We start from the raw sequence: 15,976 nt of genomic DNA on the forward strand, positions 1-15,976 counted from the left end.
AAAGGAGGTTCGCATTATGACCCAAAACAACAATTCATGGAGAAAAACTTATTTTACACTTCTTGCCGGACAAGCAATATCCTTTATTAGCAGCGGTATTTTGCAAATGGCCATTATCTTTTATTTGGTTGCGAAAACTAATTCTGCAATCATATTGACGGCGGCAACACTGATTGGATTTTTGCCGCAAGCCTGTTTAGGCCCGTTTGCAGGTGCTTTTGTTGACCGGCACAGCCGTAAAAGCGTAATGATTGGTGCGGATTTGATAATTGCCGCCGCTGGCGGTATTCTGGCGCTGGTGGCGTTTTACATGGAATTGCCCGTATGGTCTATTATGGTTGTCCTGTTAATCCGAAGTGCGGGAACTGCTTTTCATTCTCCAGCATTCAGCGCAGCAACACCTATGATTGTGCCAAAAGAGGAACTTACAAAATGCGCTGGTTACACGCAGACCATGCAAGCAGTAAGTGCGATTATCAGTCCAGCTGCCGCAGCGTTTTTATATGCTGTTTGGCCTCTTAATGCAATTATATTGTTAGATATTGTGGGTGCAATCCTTGCCTGTGTGACTGTTGCGATTTCGTCCATACCAACGCCTGAACTATGTCCAGAAACGAAAAGACAACAGTTTTTACAGGATATGAAAGAGGGGTATGTGGTATTAAAGCAAAACAGGGGCCTCTTTGCTCTGCTCTGGATTGGTGTAATTTATATGTTCTTTTATATGCCAATCAGTACGCTTTTTCCTCTCATCTGTATGTCATACTTCAAAGGAACACCGGCCCATGCCTCTGCCGCTGAAATTGCTTTTGCGGTTGGTATGCTGCTTGGCGGAGTCATTCTGAGCATTTGGGGCGGTTTTAAGAAACGGCGGTACACCATCGGTCTTTCCGTTCTCCTGATGGGCGTTAGCAATATGCTCTCCGGGCTTTTGCCGCCAGACGCATTTCTTGTCTTTGTTGTGTGCTGTACTGTTATGGGAATTTCCGCTCCATTTTACGGTGTGCAAAATGCGATTTTTCAAGAAACGGTCAAACCAGAATATCTGGGGAGAGTTTTTTCTCTACTGACAAGCGCCGCTTCCCTCGCCATGCCGTTTGGCCTTGTCATTTCCGGGCCTCTGGCGGAGCGGCTGGGAGTTGAGAAATGGTTTGTCATTTGCGGAATTGGCATTATCATCGTTGCGCTTGCCGTATTTTTACTACCCGGTTTGAGAGAGATTGACAATACGCAATAATCAACTGCACCTTTTTCTATTACTAAACAAAATGCCTGGATGGTGGTTCTGAAAAACCAGAACCGCCGTTCAGGCATTTTTTATCTTCGTCCTCTCTGCGGTTTTGGATTCTTCAGCAAGTCGGATTTTTCCGCAATCTTTTTCAGCCACTTCCGTTCTTCTACTGACAGCTTCCTAAAATTCAGCTTGAGCCGTTTGCAGATAAACGCCAAGTACGCTTGTTCCGTGTCGCTGTCCTGGCTGACGATTTCACCAGCAGTTTCCAGCATTTCTTTTAGCGGGTTATCCTCTGGGACGCTGAAAAAATCGTCCTTGTGTGTTTCCCGCAGAGCAAGGGCAATCCCGTTTATGTCCCGTTGTATCACATAGCGGCAAAACTCGTCCTCATCAATATGGGCGGTGATAAGCTGTCTTAACTGCGTATCACTCATGCCAGGATTATGCTTTTTTATAACAGTTGCGCTCATCGTGTCCACTATGGCGTTTGCACCCTGCGCCTGTTTCAGTGCCGTTCCGTTCACATAGATTTCAAGGTCAGCCATCAGCCGGGGGAAATCCGGGTGCGCCGCCAGCTCACACAGCAGGGTATTGTCTATCCTCCCGCTTTTCAGCAGGTCAATCATTTCATCACTCAAACGCAGGTCTGCAAGATCGGCGTTTGGGTGATTTTTCATTTCAGACAGCCCCAGCAGATAATCAGCGGTCACACCGTAAAACTTCGCCAGCCGGATAAGGGCATAGTGGCTGATGTCCTTGAAGTCTTCCGTTTCGTAACTGCCCAGCGCAGACTTGGAAAGCCCGGTCTGCTCCGCAAGCTGCCCCAGCGTCAAGCCACGCTCCACACGTAGGTCTTTTAATCGCTCTTGTATGGATAAAGACATATTCACCCTCCTTGCTAGCTCAACGAAAGAGAAGCCGTTATGCTATGTACTATGCTCATAGCATAACGGCATAGGCATTTACAGTTTTATTTTACCATTTGCTACATCTTCACGAAATTTATCAACAAGCTTCGCTGTCAGCTTGGATTTACCGTAGTGTTCAAGTACAAAAGTACGATAACTTTTTCCATCTACAAGCACATCACTTTTTCTGGTCAACAACCAATTTCCGTTACCTCCTCCCTGTTCTCTAATATTCCAGTCTTTCCCATATCTTTTATAGATTTCATCTTTTTTACCTTGAACAGACATTGATTCGCTTGGAATATAAACAATTTGCATAATAGCTCCTCCTTTATTTTGTGCAAGAAGACCAGAAACCTGAATTTGTCTTTTATCTTTTTTTGATTATATCACAAATCCGAGAGCGTGGAAATAGGGAGTTTTTCAGGCTGATTTCCTACCTCTTGGATATACGGCACAGGCGGTCAAAAAGGTGTAGACTTGGGATAGTTCATCGATGGACAAGCACCTTGGAAACAGAACACGCCAAAGAAAACGGAGGGACGCATGAGCAAAAGACCCTATCAACACCTGCCGCCGCTGGAACACAGGCCGGACGGCTCCCCCTACCGCATAACCCCGCCCCAGAAGAGACGAGCCAGCGGCCTGATACGCCGGGAGTGCTGCAACTGCGAGGACGGAAACTGCCTTGCGCTGGACGATGGCGACACCTGCGCCTGTCCGCAGATGATTTCGTTCTCCGTCTGCTGCAAGTGGTTCCGCTGGGCGGTCTTGCCGCTGGACAGGACGCTGGAAGCGGAGATTTACCGGGACAGGGACTTGAAACGCTGTGCGGAGTGCGGCGGTGTGTTCGTCCCGAAGTCCAACCGGGGCAAATACTGCCCGGACTGCGCCGCCAGAGTTCACAGGCGGCAGAAAACAGAAAGTGAACGGAAAAGGAGGTCTGCTGTGGACAGTTAAGAGCGGGAAAAGCCTTGATTTGCAAGGCTCCGCAAGCCCTCAACCGGGGCGGCTGGTATCATTTATCATTCGCCCCGGAAAACGGGCCTCTAACCGTCCACAAAACACGCTATGACAAACACGATTTATATTCACCAGCCGGAAAAGGCGTTCAGTTTCACCCGGCTCCCCAATTTCCTTTTTGAAGCACCCACATTCCAGCCCTTGAGCAACGAAGCGAAGGTGCTGTATGCCTTTGTCCTGCGCCGGGCGGAGTTGTCCCGGAAGAACGGCTGGGCGGACGAGTACGGGCGGGTCTACCTGTACTACCCCATCTGCGAGGTGGTCGCTTTGCTCCGCTGCGGGCGGCAGAAAGCGGTCAACACCCTGCGGGAGTTGCAGTATGCGGGGCTGGTGGAAATCCAGAAACAGGGCTGTGGAAAACCCAACCGCATTTACCCGAAATCCTATGAAGCGGTTCCAAACACCGACTTCAAGAAATCCGGTTATGGTACGCCGGAGGGCTGAAAACCGTACTTGGCGAGTACGAAAATCAATCCTCTTGAAGTACGGAAATCTGACGGTATATAGAAATACAGAGATTAAAACCATCTATTTACATTCATTCCATTCCAATCCTATCAGAGATATTTTCGGCGGGAAAACCCGCCGGAAAGGAATGGAATGGGGAAAGGAGTTCAATGGCACAACACGCAATTTTGCGATTTGAGAAGCACAAGGGCCACCCGGCGGGGCCGCTGGAAGCCCACCATGAACGGAAAAAGGAGCAGTACGCCAGCAACCCGGACATTGACACCAGCCGGAGCAAGTACAATTTCCACATCGTCAAGCCGGATGGCCGCTACTACCATTTCATTCAGAGCCGCATCGAGCAGGCCAGATGCCGCACCCGCAAGGACAGCACTCGGTTTGTGGACACGCTGATTACCGCCAGCCCGGAGTTTTTCAAGGGCAAGTCCCCAAAGGAGATAGCGGCCTACTTCCAGAGGGCGGCGGACTTCCTCATTGACCGGGTGGGCCGGGAGAACATCGTTTCGGCTATGGTACACATGGATGAAAAAACGCCCCATCTGCACTTGGTCTTTGTGCCGCTGACAAAGGACAACCGCCTGTGCGCCAAAGAAATTATCGGCAACCGGGCCAATCTGACGAAGTGGCAGGACGATTTTCACGCCTGTATGGTGGAGCAGTACCCCGACCTGGAGCGTGGGGAAAGCGCCAGCAAGACGGGCCGGAAGCATATCCCCACCCGGCTGTTCAAACAGGCGGTCAACCTCTCCAAACAGGCGAGGGCCATTGAAGCGGTTCTCTCCGGCATTACCCCGCTGAACGCCGGAAAGAAGAAAGAGGAAGCCCTCTCCATGCTGAAAAAGTGGTTTCCGCAGATGGAGAACTTCTCCGGGCAACTGAAAAAATACAAGGTCACAATCAATGACTTGTTAGCGGAAAATGAAAAGCTGGAAGTCAGGGCAAAGGCCAGCGAAAAAGGCAAGATGAATGACACGATGGAACGGGCGAAGTTAAAAAGCGAACTGGACGATATGCGGCGGCTGGTTGACCGTATCCCGCCGGAGATTTTAGCGGAACTGAAACGGCAACAGCGGCAGCATGGAAAGGAAAGGTGATCTTATAAGTAATATCAGATACAAAAAGGAAATCGAAATCGTGACTTTTCAGGGAAAGGAAATCACACTGGAAAATCTCTCCCCGGTGTTCACGCCGGAACAGGAAGCAGCCAAACGCCGGGAACTGGAACAGCAGCTTTATGAGGTGTTCCGCAAGTACGCCGACAAGCGGGAGAGTGAGGAAGCCGGGACATAAGGTTTTCCAAACCCATCATTGATTTGCGGGGCTGCTGGCGGTATAATAGAACTGTCAGCAGCTCCGTTTCTTTTTTAAGAAAAGGAGCGACAATATGAACAATCGGATAGACGCAATCTATGCAAGACAATCGGTAGACAAAAAGGACAGCATTTCCATTGAAAGCCAGATTGAATTTTGCAAATACGAGTTGAAAGGCGGTAACTGCAAGGAATACACAGACAAAGGGTACAGCGGCAAGAACACAGACCGTCCGAAGTTTCAAGAACTGGTGCGGGACATCAAGCGGGGCTTGATTGCAAAGGTCGTGGTTTACAAGCTCGACCGTATCAGCCGTTCCATTCTGGACTTTGCCAACATGATGGAGCTGTTCCAGCAGTACAATGTGGAGTTTGTGTCCTCTACGGAAAAGTTTGATACCTCCACGCCGATGGGACGGGCCATGCTGAATATCTGTATCGTGTTCGCCCAGCTTGAACGGGAAACGATACAGAAGCGGGTAACGGACGCTTACTACTCCCGCAGTCAGCGGGGCTTTAAGATGGGCGGGAAAGCCCCTTACGGCTTCCATACGGAGCCTATCAAGATGGACGGTATCAACACAAAGAAGCTGGTGGTAAACCCGGAGGAAGCGGCCAATATCCGGCTGATGTTTGAGATGTACGCCCAGCCCACAACTTCCTACGGGGACATTACCCGGTACTTTGCCGAACAGGGGATTTTGTTCCATGGCAAAGAGCTGATACGCCCCACGCTGGCGCAGATGTTACGCAATCCTGTCTATGTGCAGGCAGACCTTGATGTGTACGAATTTTTCAAAAGTCAAGGTACAGTCATTGTCAATGACGTTGCCGATTTTACGGGCATGAACGGCTGCTATCTGTATCAAGGGCGAGATGTAAAGGCCAGCAAGAAAAACGACTTAAAAGACCAAATGCTGGTACTGGCTCCCCATGAGGGTATCGTCCCCTCCGACACCTGGCTGACCTGCCGCAAGAAGCTGATGAACAACATGAAAATCCAGTCTGCCCGGAAAGCCACCCACACATGGCTGGCAGGAAAAATCAAGTGCGGGAATTGCGGGTATGCTCTTATGAGTATCTACAATCCCTCCGGCAAACAGTATCTCCGCTGCACGAAACGGCTGGACAATAAAAGCTGTCCTGGCTGTGGGAAAATCATCACTTCGGAACTGGAAGCGGTTGTTTATCAGCAGATGGTAAAGAAGCTGGCAAGCTACAAGACGCTGACAGGAAAAAAGAAAGCGGCAAAGGCAAACCCGAAAATCACCGCCCTGCAAGTGGAACTTGCCCATGTAGACAGCGAGATTGAAAAGCTGGTGGACAGTCTGACGGGGGCAAACAATGTCCTGTTCTCCTATGTGAATGTGAAGATAGCGGAACTGGACGGGCGCAAGCAGGAACTTCTGGCAAGGATAGCGGAGTTGACTGTGGAGGCCATCAGCCCGGAACAGGTCAGCCAGATTTCCGGCTACCTCGATACCTGGGAGAATGTATCTTTTGATGACAAGCGGCGTGTGGTGGATTTGATGATCACCACCATAGCCGCCACAAGCGACAGCTTGAACATCACATGGAAAATCTGACTGGCGGCACCCCTCCCGTCAGATACCTACCCTGTGTAGTCCCTTGTAAACTGTACTTTCCTGAAATTCAGCAAAACCGCAGCTCTTGTAAAAGATCAGAGGGTGTGATAAAGTTAGGAAAAAAGCAAGAACCGGAGCGGGGAAAATGGTTACAATTAAAGATATTGCAAGAGAAGCCGGGGTCAGCTTTACCACCGTATCCAATGTTATCCATGGAAATACGAAGAAGGTATCCCAGGCAACCATTGATAAAATTAATAAAATTATGAAAGAGATGAATTACGTTCCCAACATGGGGGCCCGGATGCTGGTGCGGAATCAGTCCAGAATTATAGGGGTGATTTCCAATGTTCTGGCGGACAATAAGAAGGGCAGGATTTACAGTCCCTTTACAGCGGAGATCTTGGGAGCCATAGAAAAAGAAATTCAAAATCAGGGGTATTATATGATGCTGTATACGGCGGATACCATGTCAGAAATCGAAACGCTGATAACCCGATGGAACGTAGACGGGATTATTACCATTGGCATGGATACGGCTTCCTGCCGGATCCTGGGAGGCATGACAGAGATTCCGGCCGTATATACGGATTGTTATTTTACAGAGGAAGAGCCCTATCTGAATGTGGGTACCGAAGATGAGAAGGGGGCGTACGAAGCAGTGTGCTACTTGATCAAGAAAGGACACCGGGAAATCGGCTATGTGACAGATACCATATATGACAGAAACAGAAGGCCGGAAGGAGTGGGCGATTTCCGGCTGAAAGGGTTCGTGAAAGCCATGACAGAAGCAGGGCTGCCGGTTCGGGAAGATTTGATTTTTACCGGAGATAAACAGGTAAGGAAGAAACAGGAACTTTTTGAACGGATCTACAGAAAGCAGGGAGAATTTACGGCCCTGGCTTTCTGCTATGATTATTATGCCATAGAGATGATGGACGTGTTTCATCATAAGGGAATCCGGATTCCCGAGGATTTTTCCATTATTGGATTTGACGATATAGATATGGCCAGATTAACATCACCGCGGCTGACCACAATACACCAGGGAATGTCGGAGAAAGGAAAAACCGCCGTGCAGCAGCTTCTCAGGAAAATACGGGGCGAAGAAATAAAAGAGAAAACGATTCGTCTCCCGGTGAGCCTGATTGAGAGGGAAACAGTAAAAAAACCAATATAAGAGTAGGAAAAAGCAGGAACAGAGGCAAACAGAAGCGATCTGTTCCTGCTTTTTTGTCATAAATAGATAAAAAAATAATCTTAAATCTGTACAAAACGATGGTTTAACGTAAAACTATTGAAAAAACTATGAAGAGGTGTATAATACAATTAAAGTTTAACGTAAAACCTACGAGAAAAAGAATTCATTGGGAAAGGGAGGAAGAGAGCGTGAAGGTGAAAAAGATAGCGGGAGTGCTTCTGGGAGCTGTCATAATCGGAACTCTGGCAGGATGCGGCGGACAGCAGGAAGACGACTCCAGAACAACGATTGAATTCTTTCTGGGAAAGCGGGAGTGTATTAACACATTTGAATCCCTTATTGAAAAATTTGAGAAAGAGAATCCGGACATTCATGTGGAGATGTCGGCTCCGTCGGATCCGATTTCTATTTTAAAGACGCGGCTGATTAAGAATGATGAGCCGGACATGGTAGCGGTACTGGGAGACTCCAGCTACACCAGTTTCGTGGATTCGGATATGTTTCTGGATCTTACGGGAGAAGAGATTTTAGACAAAGTAAAACCGGTATACATGGAAATGGCAGACCAATTGGAATCCATTCCCAAAGAAGGGGTTTACACAGTTCCCTTTGCAGGAAATGCCAATGTAGTTCTTTATAATAAAGACATCTTTGAGGAAAATAATCTGCAGACGCCGAAGACCTGGAGTGAATACATCGATCTTTGTGAAGTGCTTCAGGAAAAAGGGGTTCTCCCCTGCGTCTTCGGATTTAAGGATGCCTGGAACGTATCGGCGCCCTGGGGTGCAATTGTGGCAAATACAGTGGACTCAGATTTATACTCTAAAGTAAATAAAGGGGAAGCAGCTTTAAGTGAGGCCTACGACGGATGTGCAGATCAGATGGCCGAACTTGCTTCCTACGGACAGGAAGATCTGTTCGGATACGGTTATAACGACGCCTGTGTCAGCTTCGCAAATGGGGAAGCAGCCATGTTCCATCAGGGCAACTGGGCCCTTCCGGTTATCCTGCAGACCAATCCGGACGCCAATATCGGAATGTTTGTACTTCCTGTTACCGATAAGGAAGAGGATAACCATATGACGACTCAGATTGACTTAATGTTCTCCTTATTTGAAACAACCGATCACAAAGAAGAATGTATGCAGTTCATGGAGTTCCTTCTGGAAGAAGAAAATATGCAGCAGTATATGGATGAGCAGACGGCTGTCCCTGCAATTGAAGGAAACTTTACCTACGCCAGAGAGCTGGAAGAAGTGAAGCATTACTTTGATGAGGAAGATCTGGTTATGAGCGCCCAGTCTGTCTATAATGCGGCAATTCCCTATGCGGAGATGGTGCAGACCTATTTAATTGACGGGGATAAAGAAGATTTCCTGGCCCGCATGGACAAGGAGTGGGTGAAAGCCAATAAAAATATAATCCGGAAAATGAAGGAGGAGAATTGAGATGTCGAAACAGAAGAAGATGCATATCCTGTTTACCCTTCCTATGGTACTTATGTTCCTGGTGTTTCACACATTCCCCCTGGTTCGGGGACTGATGTACAGTGTGACCGACTTTAAGGGATTCGGAAGCTACGACTTCGTAGGCATTGCGAACTACATAGAACTGTTTCAGGATGAACGTGTTTTAAATTCGTACCTGTTTACCTTTAAATTTGCCATTGTATGTACCATTATTGTAAACATTATCAGTATGTGTATGGCGCTGCTGTTAAATTCCAAAATCCGTGCCAAAGGATTTTTCCGGGGCATGTATTTCCTGCCCAATATTCTGGGCGGTCTGATCGTAGGTTATATTTTCAATTACATCTTTACCTTCCTTGTACCGGAATTGGGAAAGATGATTGGAAGCGAAACCCTGAGTGTAAGTATTCTGGGAAATACAAATTTGGCCTGGATTGGCGTAGTCATTGTGGTGGCATGGCAGTCCATCGCCTTTAATACCATTATTTATATCTCCGGACTGCAGACCGTACCCCAGGATGTCTATGAAGCAGGCGCCATTGACGGAGCAACCAAATGGAAAAAATTCTGGAAACTGACGTTCCCGCTGATCGCGCCGTTTTTTACCATCAACATGGTTCTGTGTATGAGAAACTTCCTGATGGTATTTGATCAGATTATGTCTCTGACAAACGGAGGTCCTGCACAGTCTACAGAATCGATTTCCATGCTGATTTACAAAGCAGGTATGACGGCAGATCAGTTCGGTTATCAGTCAGCCAACTCTGTCATCTACTTTGTGGTAATTGTATTGATTTCCTTATTCCAGATGAAAGTATTAAATAAGAGGGAGGTTCAGTTATGAGAAAAGCAAAAGCGGAAAAGAAAAATAACGGACTTACCGTGCTTTTGGCCATCGGCCTTGCAACTGTGTTGTTTCCATTGTATATGACCCTTGTCATTGCATTTAAAGACCCTTCAGAGATGACCAACAATATCGGGGACTTACTTTCCCTCCCACAGACCTGGCAGTTTAGCAACTTTATAGAAGCCATCCAGACAACGGATTTCTTCCATACCCTGTTTAACAGCTTTATTATCACGGCAGGAGCCGTTATCGGCGTTATCCTGTTAAACTCCATTGCCGCCTATGCAATCGGACGGAATATGGGAAAGAGCAGATATTTTAAAGGCGTGTATGCGTATTTTATCTGTGGAATGTTCGTACCTTTCTCTATGCTGATGCTTCCTCTGGTAAAGGAAGTCAGCATTTTGGGCCTGGATAACCGCTTTGGATTAATTCTTTTATACATTGTATTTAATATGCCGATTAATACCCTTTTATATACGGGATATTTAAAAAATATTCCCATTGCTCTGGAGGAAGCGGCCTATGTGGACGGAGCCAGCCACTGGACTGTATACTGGAAAGTTATCTTCCCAATGATGGCGCCCATGCACGCCACAGTGGCCATTATGACAGCCCTGTCCACCTGGAATGACGTGATGATGCCTCTGGTTATTTTAAGCGGAGGAGACAGTCAGTCTACCACGCTGCCTCTGGCACAGCTGTTGTTCCAGTCTTCTTTCGGAACTAACTACAATGTAGCCTTTGCCTCGTATTTACTGGCATTGCTTCCGATTTTAATTTTCTATTTGTTTGCACAGAAAGCCATTATCAACGGCGTGACAAATGGAGCGGTAAAATAAAAGATTGGAGAAAAAGAATGAAAAAAAAATGGTGGAATGATAAAATTGTATATCAGATATATCCCAGAAGTTTTAAAGACAGCAATGGAGACGGGATAGGCGACTTAAAAGGAATTACAGAAAAACTGGATTATCTGAAAGGCCTCGGAGCGGATATGGTATGGATCAGTCCTGTTTATCAGTCTCCTATGAAAGACAACGGGTATGACATATCCGATTACTATGCCATTGATCCGATTTTTGGAACAATGGAAGATATGGATTTACTTCTGGAAAAAGCAAAAGAAAAAGGGCTGAAAATAATCATGGATCTGGTTGTGAATCATTGTTCCAGCCAGCATGAATGGTTTCAGAAAGCCTTACAGGATCCGAAAGGAGAATACGGAGACTATTTCATCGTGAAAGAAGGAAAAGAGGGAAAAGCGCCCAATAACTGGCGTTCCATCTTCGGCGGAAGCGTCTGGGAACCCATAGAAGGAACCCCCTATTATTATTACCATACCTTTGACAAAGAACAGCCGGATTTAAACTGGGAAAATCCCCGGCTCAGACAGGAAATCTACAAGATGATGAACTGGTGGCTGGAAAAAGGACTGGCAGGGTTCAGGGTAGACGCGATCACCTATATTAAGAAAGATCCCTCTTATAAAAGCCTGCCGGCAGACGGAGCCGACGGACTTGTGGGATTATCGGAAGTGTCTTCTAATTATCCGGGGATCGAAGTCTTCTTAAAGGAAATGCGCCGGAAGACCTTTGACGTATACGACGCTTTTTCTGTGGCGGAAATGTCCGGGGTAAATGCAGAAAAGCTTCGGGAATATATCGGGCCGGACGGACTGTTCTGCAGTATTTTTGATTTCAGTTATATGGAGCTGGATGTGGAATTGTTCCAGTGGTACCGGCCGGTGAAAGTAACCGCAGCGAAAATTAAAGAACCTCTGTTTGAAAACCAGAAGATGGCTCAGGAGGCGGAAAGTTACCTGTCTGTGGTCATGGAAAACCACGATCAGCCCCGTTCCTTAAGCAAATGGTTTGCCAAAGAAGAGATCGGTTATGAGACGGCCGCCCTGCTGGCAGTTATGAATCTCACCCTTCGTGGTATCCCCTTTATTTATCAGGGCGAGGAAATCGGAATGGAAAACATTCATTTCGACCATATTCATCAGTACGAAGATGTGATGATGTGGGGACAGTACCAAAGAGCAAAACAGGAAGGATGTACAGAAGAGGAATGCCTGGATATGGCCAATCGGCGAAGTCGGGATCACGCCCGGACGCCTATGCAGTGGGATGACAGCGAAAATGCAGGCTTTACCACAGGAACCCCCTGGTTTCCGGTAAATCCCAATTATAAAAAAATCAATGCAAAGGCCCAGGAAAATGGAAAGAGCATCCTGAATTTTTACAGAGAGCTGACTGCATTTCGGAAATCGGAAGAATGGAAAGACGTTCTGGTATACGGTTCCTTGGAACCTGTTCTGGAAAAGGAAGAAAACGTGATTGCCTATAAGCGAAGCCTGGACGGAAAGGAACTGCTTGTTTTACTGAATTTCGTAAACCGTCCCCAGAAGATACATCTGGAAAAAGAACCTAAAAGAGCTCTGATTTCCAATTACCCTTTGGAAGAAATAAGGAGCAGAGAGTATGAAATGAAACCCTTTGAAGCAGTGGTTCTGGAAGTTTAAAGAGGACAGAAAGGATTGGTGAAAAATGGAAAAAGCCTGGTGGAAAGAAAGTGTTGTTTATCAGATTTATCCGAGAAGTTTCAATGACAGCAACGGAGACGGAATCGGCGATCTGAATGGAATTACAGAGAAGATGGATTATCTGCAGGAGCTGGGGATTGATGTTATCTGGCTGTCCCCGGTTTATGAATCTCCCAACGATGACAACGGATATGACATCAGTAACTATAAAGGAATTATGAAAGATTTCGGTACCATGGAAGATTATGACCGGATGCTGAAATCGGCCCATGAACATGGAATTAAGATTGTGATGGATTTGGTGGTAAATCATACCTCCGATGAACATCCCTGGTTCGTGGAGAGCCGCAAATCCGTTGATAACCCTTACCGGGATTACTATATCTGGAGAGAGGGAAAAGAGGGAAAGGCGCCCAACAACTGGGGTTCCTGCTTCAGCGGCCCTGCCTGGAATTATGACGAACAGACAGATATGTACTACCTGCATCTGTTTTCTCCCAAGCAGCCGGATTTAAACTGGGATAACCCAAAAGTGCGCCGGGAAGTTTTCTCCATGATGGACTGGTGGTGCCAGAAGGGAATTGACGGTTTCCGGATGGACGTTATCAGCATGATCTCCAAAGAGCCGGATCTGCCGGATGGAACGATAAAAGCCACCGGATACGGGGATTTCGGCCCGTATGTTCAAAACGGCCCTCACGTTCACGAATATCTGCAGGAGATGAACCAGAAAGTACTTTCCAGATACGATTTGCTTACCGTGGGAGAGTGCTCCGGTGTAACCATAGAAGAGGCGAAGAAATATGCTTCCCTGGATGGAAAAGAGCTGAATATGGTATTTCAGTTTGAACATATGGATTTAGACGGAGGCGAGACATTCAAGTGGAATGACAGAAAAATTAAGCTGACGGAACTGAAGCAGGTACTGAGTAAATGGCAGACCGAATTATATGGAAAAGCCTGGAACAGCCTGTACTGGAACAACCACGATCAGCCCAGGATGCTCTCCAGGCTGGGAGACACGAAGGAATACCGGGAGACCTCTGCCAAGATGCTCGCCACCTGCCTTCATATGATGCAGGGAACTCCTTATATTTATCAGGGAGAAGAACTGGGTATGGCTAACGCGCCTTTTGAGACCCTGGAAGATTACAGGGACATTGAAAGTATCAATGCTTATCATGAACTGGTGGAAAGCGGTCAGATTTCCCATGAGGACATGATGCGCTATCTGCAGTATAAGAGCCGGGACAACGCCCGTACGCCGGTACAGTGGGATGACAGTGAAAACGCAGGGTTTACCACAGGAACTCCCTGGATTATGGTGAATCCCGACTATAAACAGGTCAATGCCAAAGAGCAGATGAGCCGGGAAGATTCCGTATTCCACTACTATCAGAAACTGATTCGTCTGAGAAAGGAACTGGAAATTATTCCTTATGGAGCCTATCAGCTTCTTTTGCCGGAAGATGAGAATTTATACGTATATACAAGGAGCTATAAAGAAGAACAGCTTCTGGTGGTATGTAACTTTAAAAAGGGCGGGGTTTCCTTTGCCGTACCGGAGGAATTCCGAAGAGAGGGAGAGATGATCATTCAGAATTATCCGGACAGAGCTTCGGAGGATCTGAAAAAAGATGAAGTGGCCCTTCGCCCCTTTGAAACATTTGTAATCAGATTTTAAGAATCACCTGTTTGATACAGAGCGTATCTGAAGTTTCCAAATGGAGATTTCAGATACGCTCTCCTCATGTAACAGGAAGTTTCGCCGGATTTTCTATTACGTAAACGTTCTTTTGGGGAAAATCCCGGACCTGTCAAAAAGCATAGATTTGTGTCATGGGATCTGCTACAATAAAACAGATAAAAAAGCTGACAGGAGAGAACCATGCAGAGAGATTTGACAAAAGGACCGATTACGAAAACCATGCTGTTGTTTGCGTTTCCCATGATTTTAGGGAACCTGTTTCAACAGCTTTATAATGTGACAGATACCCTGATTGTGGGAAAGTTTCTGGGAGCCGATGCCCTTGCGGCGGTGGGCTCATCTTATACCCTTATGACGTTTCTTACTTCTATTTTACTGGGACTTTGTATGGGAAGCGGAGCCGTCTTTTCCATCCGTTTCGGAGAGAGAAATCAGGAAAAACTGAAAAACAGTATCTTTGTCTCCTTTATACTGATTGGAGCTGCAGCGGTGGTATTAAATATTGCTGTATTCTGCCTGTTGGATCCCATCCTGCATTTACTTCAGGTTCCCGGGGAAATTTATTCTCTGATGCGGGAGTATCTGTGGATGATTTTCTGGGGAATCACTGCAACCTTTCTTTATAATTATTTTGCCTCCCTTCTGCGGGCGGTGGGAAACTCTCTGGTGCCCCTTCTTTTTCTGGTAGTCAGCGCTCTGCTGAATATTGTACTGGATCTGTACTTTGTCCTGATCGCGGGCTGGGGCGTAGAAGGCGCTGCTTTTGCAACGGTATTTGCCCAGTTCGTTTCAGGAATCGGAAGCGCAGTCTATACTTTATGGAAGGTCCCTCAGTTTCGTCCCGGGCGGAAACACTGCCGGATGAGGAAAGGGGTGGTACGGGAAATTCTGAGTTTATCGTTTCTGACTTCTTTGCAGCAGTCCGTAATGAATCTGGGAATCCTGATGGTTCAGGGGCTGGTCAACAGTTTCGGAACTGTGGTTATGGCGGCTTTTGCAGCGGCTGTGAAAATTGACTCTTTCGCTTATATGCCGGTGCAGGATTTCGGAAATGCATTTTCTACCTTTATTGCCCAGAATTACGGGGCGGGAGAGAAGGAACGGATCCGGAAGGGGATTAAGAATGCCGTGATTGCTTCGGTGGTATTCTGTCTGGTTATTTCAGCCGGTGTCTGGATATTTGCCCGGCCCCTGATGCTGATTTTCATCCAGCCACAGGAGACGGAGATTCTGCGGGTGGGAATGGAGTACCTGCGTATTGAAGGAGCCTTTTACTGGGGAATCGGATGTCTGTTCCTGTTGTACGGTCTGTACCGGGCCATAAAGAAGCCGGGGATGTCGGTGGTGCTGACTGTGATTTCCCTGGGAACCCGTGTGGCACTGGCTTATCTGCTTTCCTCCGTGGAGAGTATCGGGACGTTGGGAATCTGGTGGTCTGTACCCATCGGGTGGATGCTGGCGGATCTGACAGGATTCCTTTACTGGAAAAAATTAAACAGAAAAAAATGAATGGTTATGCCGTTCTCAGAATCTCGATCTGAAATATGCCAGGTATTCCCGGGCAGTGGAGCAGATTCTGGAAAATGAAACAGTCAGGGCGCTGTTAGCAGAAGACGGAACTTTACTCATAGGAGTGGCGGGAGAGGAGAAGTATTAGACACGACGTTGGAACAA

General features: G+C 47.1%; 15 protein-coding genes. 13 read left to right on the forward strand and 2 right to left on the reverse strand.

The genetic code is table 11. The features are described from left to right. The first annotated feature begins 16 nt into the window (after positions 1-16). Positions 17-1,237, forward strand: coding sequence for an MFS transporter (locus B5F53_RS02225; protein WP_002584949.1), 1,221 nt, complete (start codon positions 17-19; stop codon positions 1,235-1,237). 80 nt (positions 1,238-1,317) lie between these two features. Here the strand turns inward: B5F53_RS02225 and B5F53_RS02230 are convergent, their stop codons facing one another. Both B5F53_RS02230 and B5F53_RS02235 read right to left on the reverse strand, forming a co-directional pair. After that, positions 1,318-2,118, reverse strand: coding sequence for a helix-turn-helix domain-containing protein (locus B5F53_RS02230; RefSeq protein ID WP_002575858.1), 801 nt, complete (start codon positions 2,116-2,118; stop codon positions 1,318-1,320). Positions 2,119-2,196: 78 nt separating this feature from the next. Continuing rightward, positions 2,197-2,460, reverse strand: a complete 264-nt coding sequence (locus B5F53_RS02235) for a hypothetical protein (protein ID WP_002575859.1) — start codon at positions 2,458-2,460, stop codon at positions 2,197-2,199. 228 nt (positions 2,461-2,688) lie between these two features. Here B5F53_RS02235 and B5F53_RS02240 point away from each other — a divergent pair, with 228 nt between their 5' ends. The 12 genes from B5F53_RS02240 (at position 2,689) to B5F53_RS02300 (ending at position 15,811) form a co-directional block, all read left to right on the forward strand. Then, positions 2,689-3,102 (forward strand): cysteine-rich VLP domain-containing protein, encoded by a 414-nt coding sequence (locus tag B5F53_RS02240; RefSeq protein WP_002575860.1) that lies wholly within the window; start codon positions 2,689-2,691, stop codon positions 3,100-3,102. Positions 3,103-3,213: 111 nt separating this feature from the next. After that, positions 3,214-3,609 (forward strand): replication initiator protein A, encoded by a 396-nt coding sequence (locus tag B5F53_RS02245; RefSeq protein ID WP_002575861.1) that lies wholly within the window; start codon positions 3,214-3,216, stop codon positions 3,607-3,609. A gap of 173 nt (positions 3,610-3,782) precedes the next feature. After that, the gene (gene mobV / locus B5F53_RS02255; protein WP_002575862.1) at positions 3,783-4,727 is read left to right on the forward strand and encodes a MobV family relaxase; all 945 of its coding nucleotides are present in this window, start codon (positions 3,783-3,785) and stop codon (positions 4,725-4,727) included. 40 nt (positions 4,728-4,767) lie between these two features. Then, a complete protein-coding gene (locus tag B5F53_RS02260; RefSeq protein ID WP_002575863.1) occupies positions 4,768-4,923 on the forward strand; it encodes a hypothetical protein in 156 nt (51 codons plus the stop codon). Positions 4,924-5,017: 94 nt separating this feature from the next. Then, on the forward strand, positions 5,018-6,529 hold the full coding sequence (locus tag B5F53_RS02265) for a recombinase family protein (RefSeq protein ID WP_002575864.1): 1,512 nt from the start codon (positions 5,018-5,020) through the stop codon (positions 6,527-6,529). A gap of 145 nt (positions 6,530-6,674) precedes the next feature. After that, a complete protein-coding gene (locus tag B5F53_RS02270; RefSeq protein WP_087219127.1) occupies positions 6,675-7,709 on the forward strand; it encodes a LacI family DNA-binding transcriptional regulator in 1,035 nt (344 codons plus the stop codon). Positions 7,710-7,918: 209 nt separating this feature from the next. After that, positions 7,919-9,178 carry an ABC transporter substrate-binding protein gene (locus tag B5F53_RS02275; RefSeq protein WP_162610511.1) on the forward strand — a complete coding sequence of 420 codons (1,260 nt, stop codon included), beginning with the start codon at positions 7,919-7,921 and terminating at the stop codon, positions 9,176-9,178. 1 nt (position 9,179) lies between these two features. Next, on the forward strand, positions 9,180-10,043 hold the full coding sequence (locus B5F53_RS02280) for a carbohydrate ABC transporter permease (protein ID WP_087219133.1): 864 nt from the start codon (positions 9,180-9,182) through the stop codon (positions 10,041-10,043). Next, entirely contained in the window at positions 10,040-10,888 is an 849-nt protein-coding gene (locus B5F53_RS02285; RefSeq protein ID WP_087219136.1) for a carbohydrate ABC transporter permease, read from the forward strand. The genes B5F53_RS02280 and B5F53_RS02285 overlap by 4 nt, the downstream gene beginning before the upstream one ends. Positions 10,889-10,905: 17 nt before the next feature. Continuing rightward, the gene (locus B5F53_RS02290; RefSeq protein WP_087219139.1) at positions 10,906-12,573 is read left to right on the forward strand and encodes a glycoside hydrolase family 13 protein; all 1,668 of its coding nucleotides are present in this window, start codon (positions 10,906-10,908) and stop codon (positions 12,571-12,573) included. A gap of 25 nt (positions 12,574-12,598) precedes the next feature. Then, a complete protein-coding gene (locus B5F53_RS02295; RefSeq protein ID WP_087219142.1) occupies positions 12,599-14,278 on the forward strand; it encodes a glycoside hydrolase family 13 protein in 1,680 nt (559 codons plus the stop codon). A gap of 204 nt (positions 14,279-14,482) precedes the next feature. Then, positions 14,483-15,811, forward strand: a complete 1,329-nt coding sequence (locus B5F53_RS02300) for an MATE family efflux transporter (RefSeq protein WP_087219145.1) — start codon at positions 14,483-14,485, stop codon at positions 15,809-15,811. The last annotated feature ends 165 nt before the right edge of the window (positions 15,812-15,976 follow it).

Source organism: Blautia sp. An249, assembly GCF_002159835.1.
GTDB classification, from domain to species: domain Bacteria; phylum Bacillota; class Clostridia; order Lachnospirales; family Lachnospiraceae; genus Blautia_A; species Blautia_A avistercoris.

Coding starts and splice junctions, on each gene's coding strand:
- B5F53_RS02245 (WP_002575861.1), top strand. CDS start 3,214: ATGACAAACACGATTTATATTCACCAGCCGGAAAAGGCGTTCAGTTTC.
- B5F53_RS02265 (WP_002575864.1), top strand. CDS start 5,018: ATGAACAATCGGATAGACGCAATCTATGCAAGACAATCGGTAGACAAA.
- B5F53_RS02225 (WP_002584949.1), top strand. CDS start 17: ATGACCCAAAACAACAATTCATGGAGAAAAACTTATTTTACACTTCTT.
- B5F53_RS02240 (WP_002575860.1), top strand. CDS start 2,689: ATGAGCAAAAGACCCTATCAACACCTGCCGCCGCTGGAACACAGGCCG.
- B5F53_RS02230 (WP_002575858.1), bottom strand. CDS start 2,118: ATGTCTTTATCCATACAAGAGCGATTAAAAGACCTACGTGTGGAGCGT.
- B5F53_RS02290 (WP_087219139.1), top strand. CDS start 10,906: ATGAAAAAAAAATGGTGGAATGATAAAATTGTATATCAGATATATCCC.
- B5F53_RS02300 (WP_087219145.1), top strand. CDS start 14,483: ATGCAGAGAGATTTGACAAAAGGACCGATTACGAAAACCATGCTGTTG.
- B5F53_RS02280 (WP_087219133.1), top strand. CDS start 9,180: ATGTCGAAACAGAAGAAGATGCATATCCTGTTTACCCTTCCTATGGTA.
- B5F53_RS02285 (WP_087219136.1), top strand. CDS start 10,040: ATGAGAAAAGCAAAAGCGGAAAAGAAAAATAACGGACTTACCGTGCTT.
- mobV (WP_002575862.1), top strand. CDS start 3,783: ATGGCACAACACGCAATTTTGCGATTTGAGAAGCACAAGGGCCACCCG.
- B5F53_RS02235 (WP_002575859.1), bottom strand. CDS start 2,460: ATGCAAATTGTTTATATTCCAAGCGAATCAATGTCTGTTCAAGGTAAA.
- B5F53_RS02270 (WP_087219127.1), top strand. CDS start 6,675: ATGGTTACAATTAAAGATATTGCAAGAGAAGCCGGGGTCAGCTTTACC.
- B5F53_RS02295 (WP_087219142.1), top strand. CDS start 12,599: ATGGAAAAAGCCTGGTGGAAAGAAAGTGTTGTTTATCAGATTTATCCG.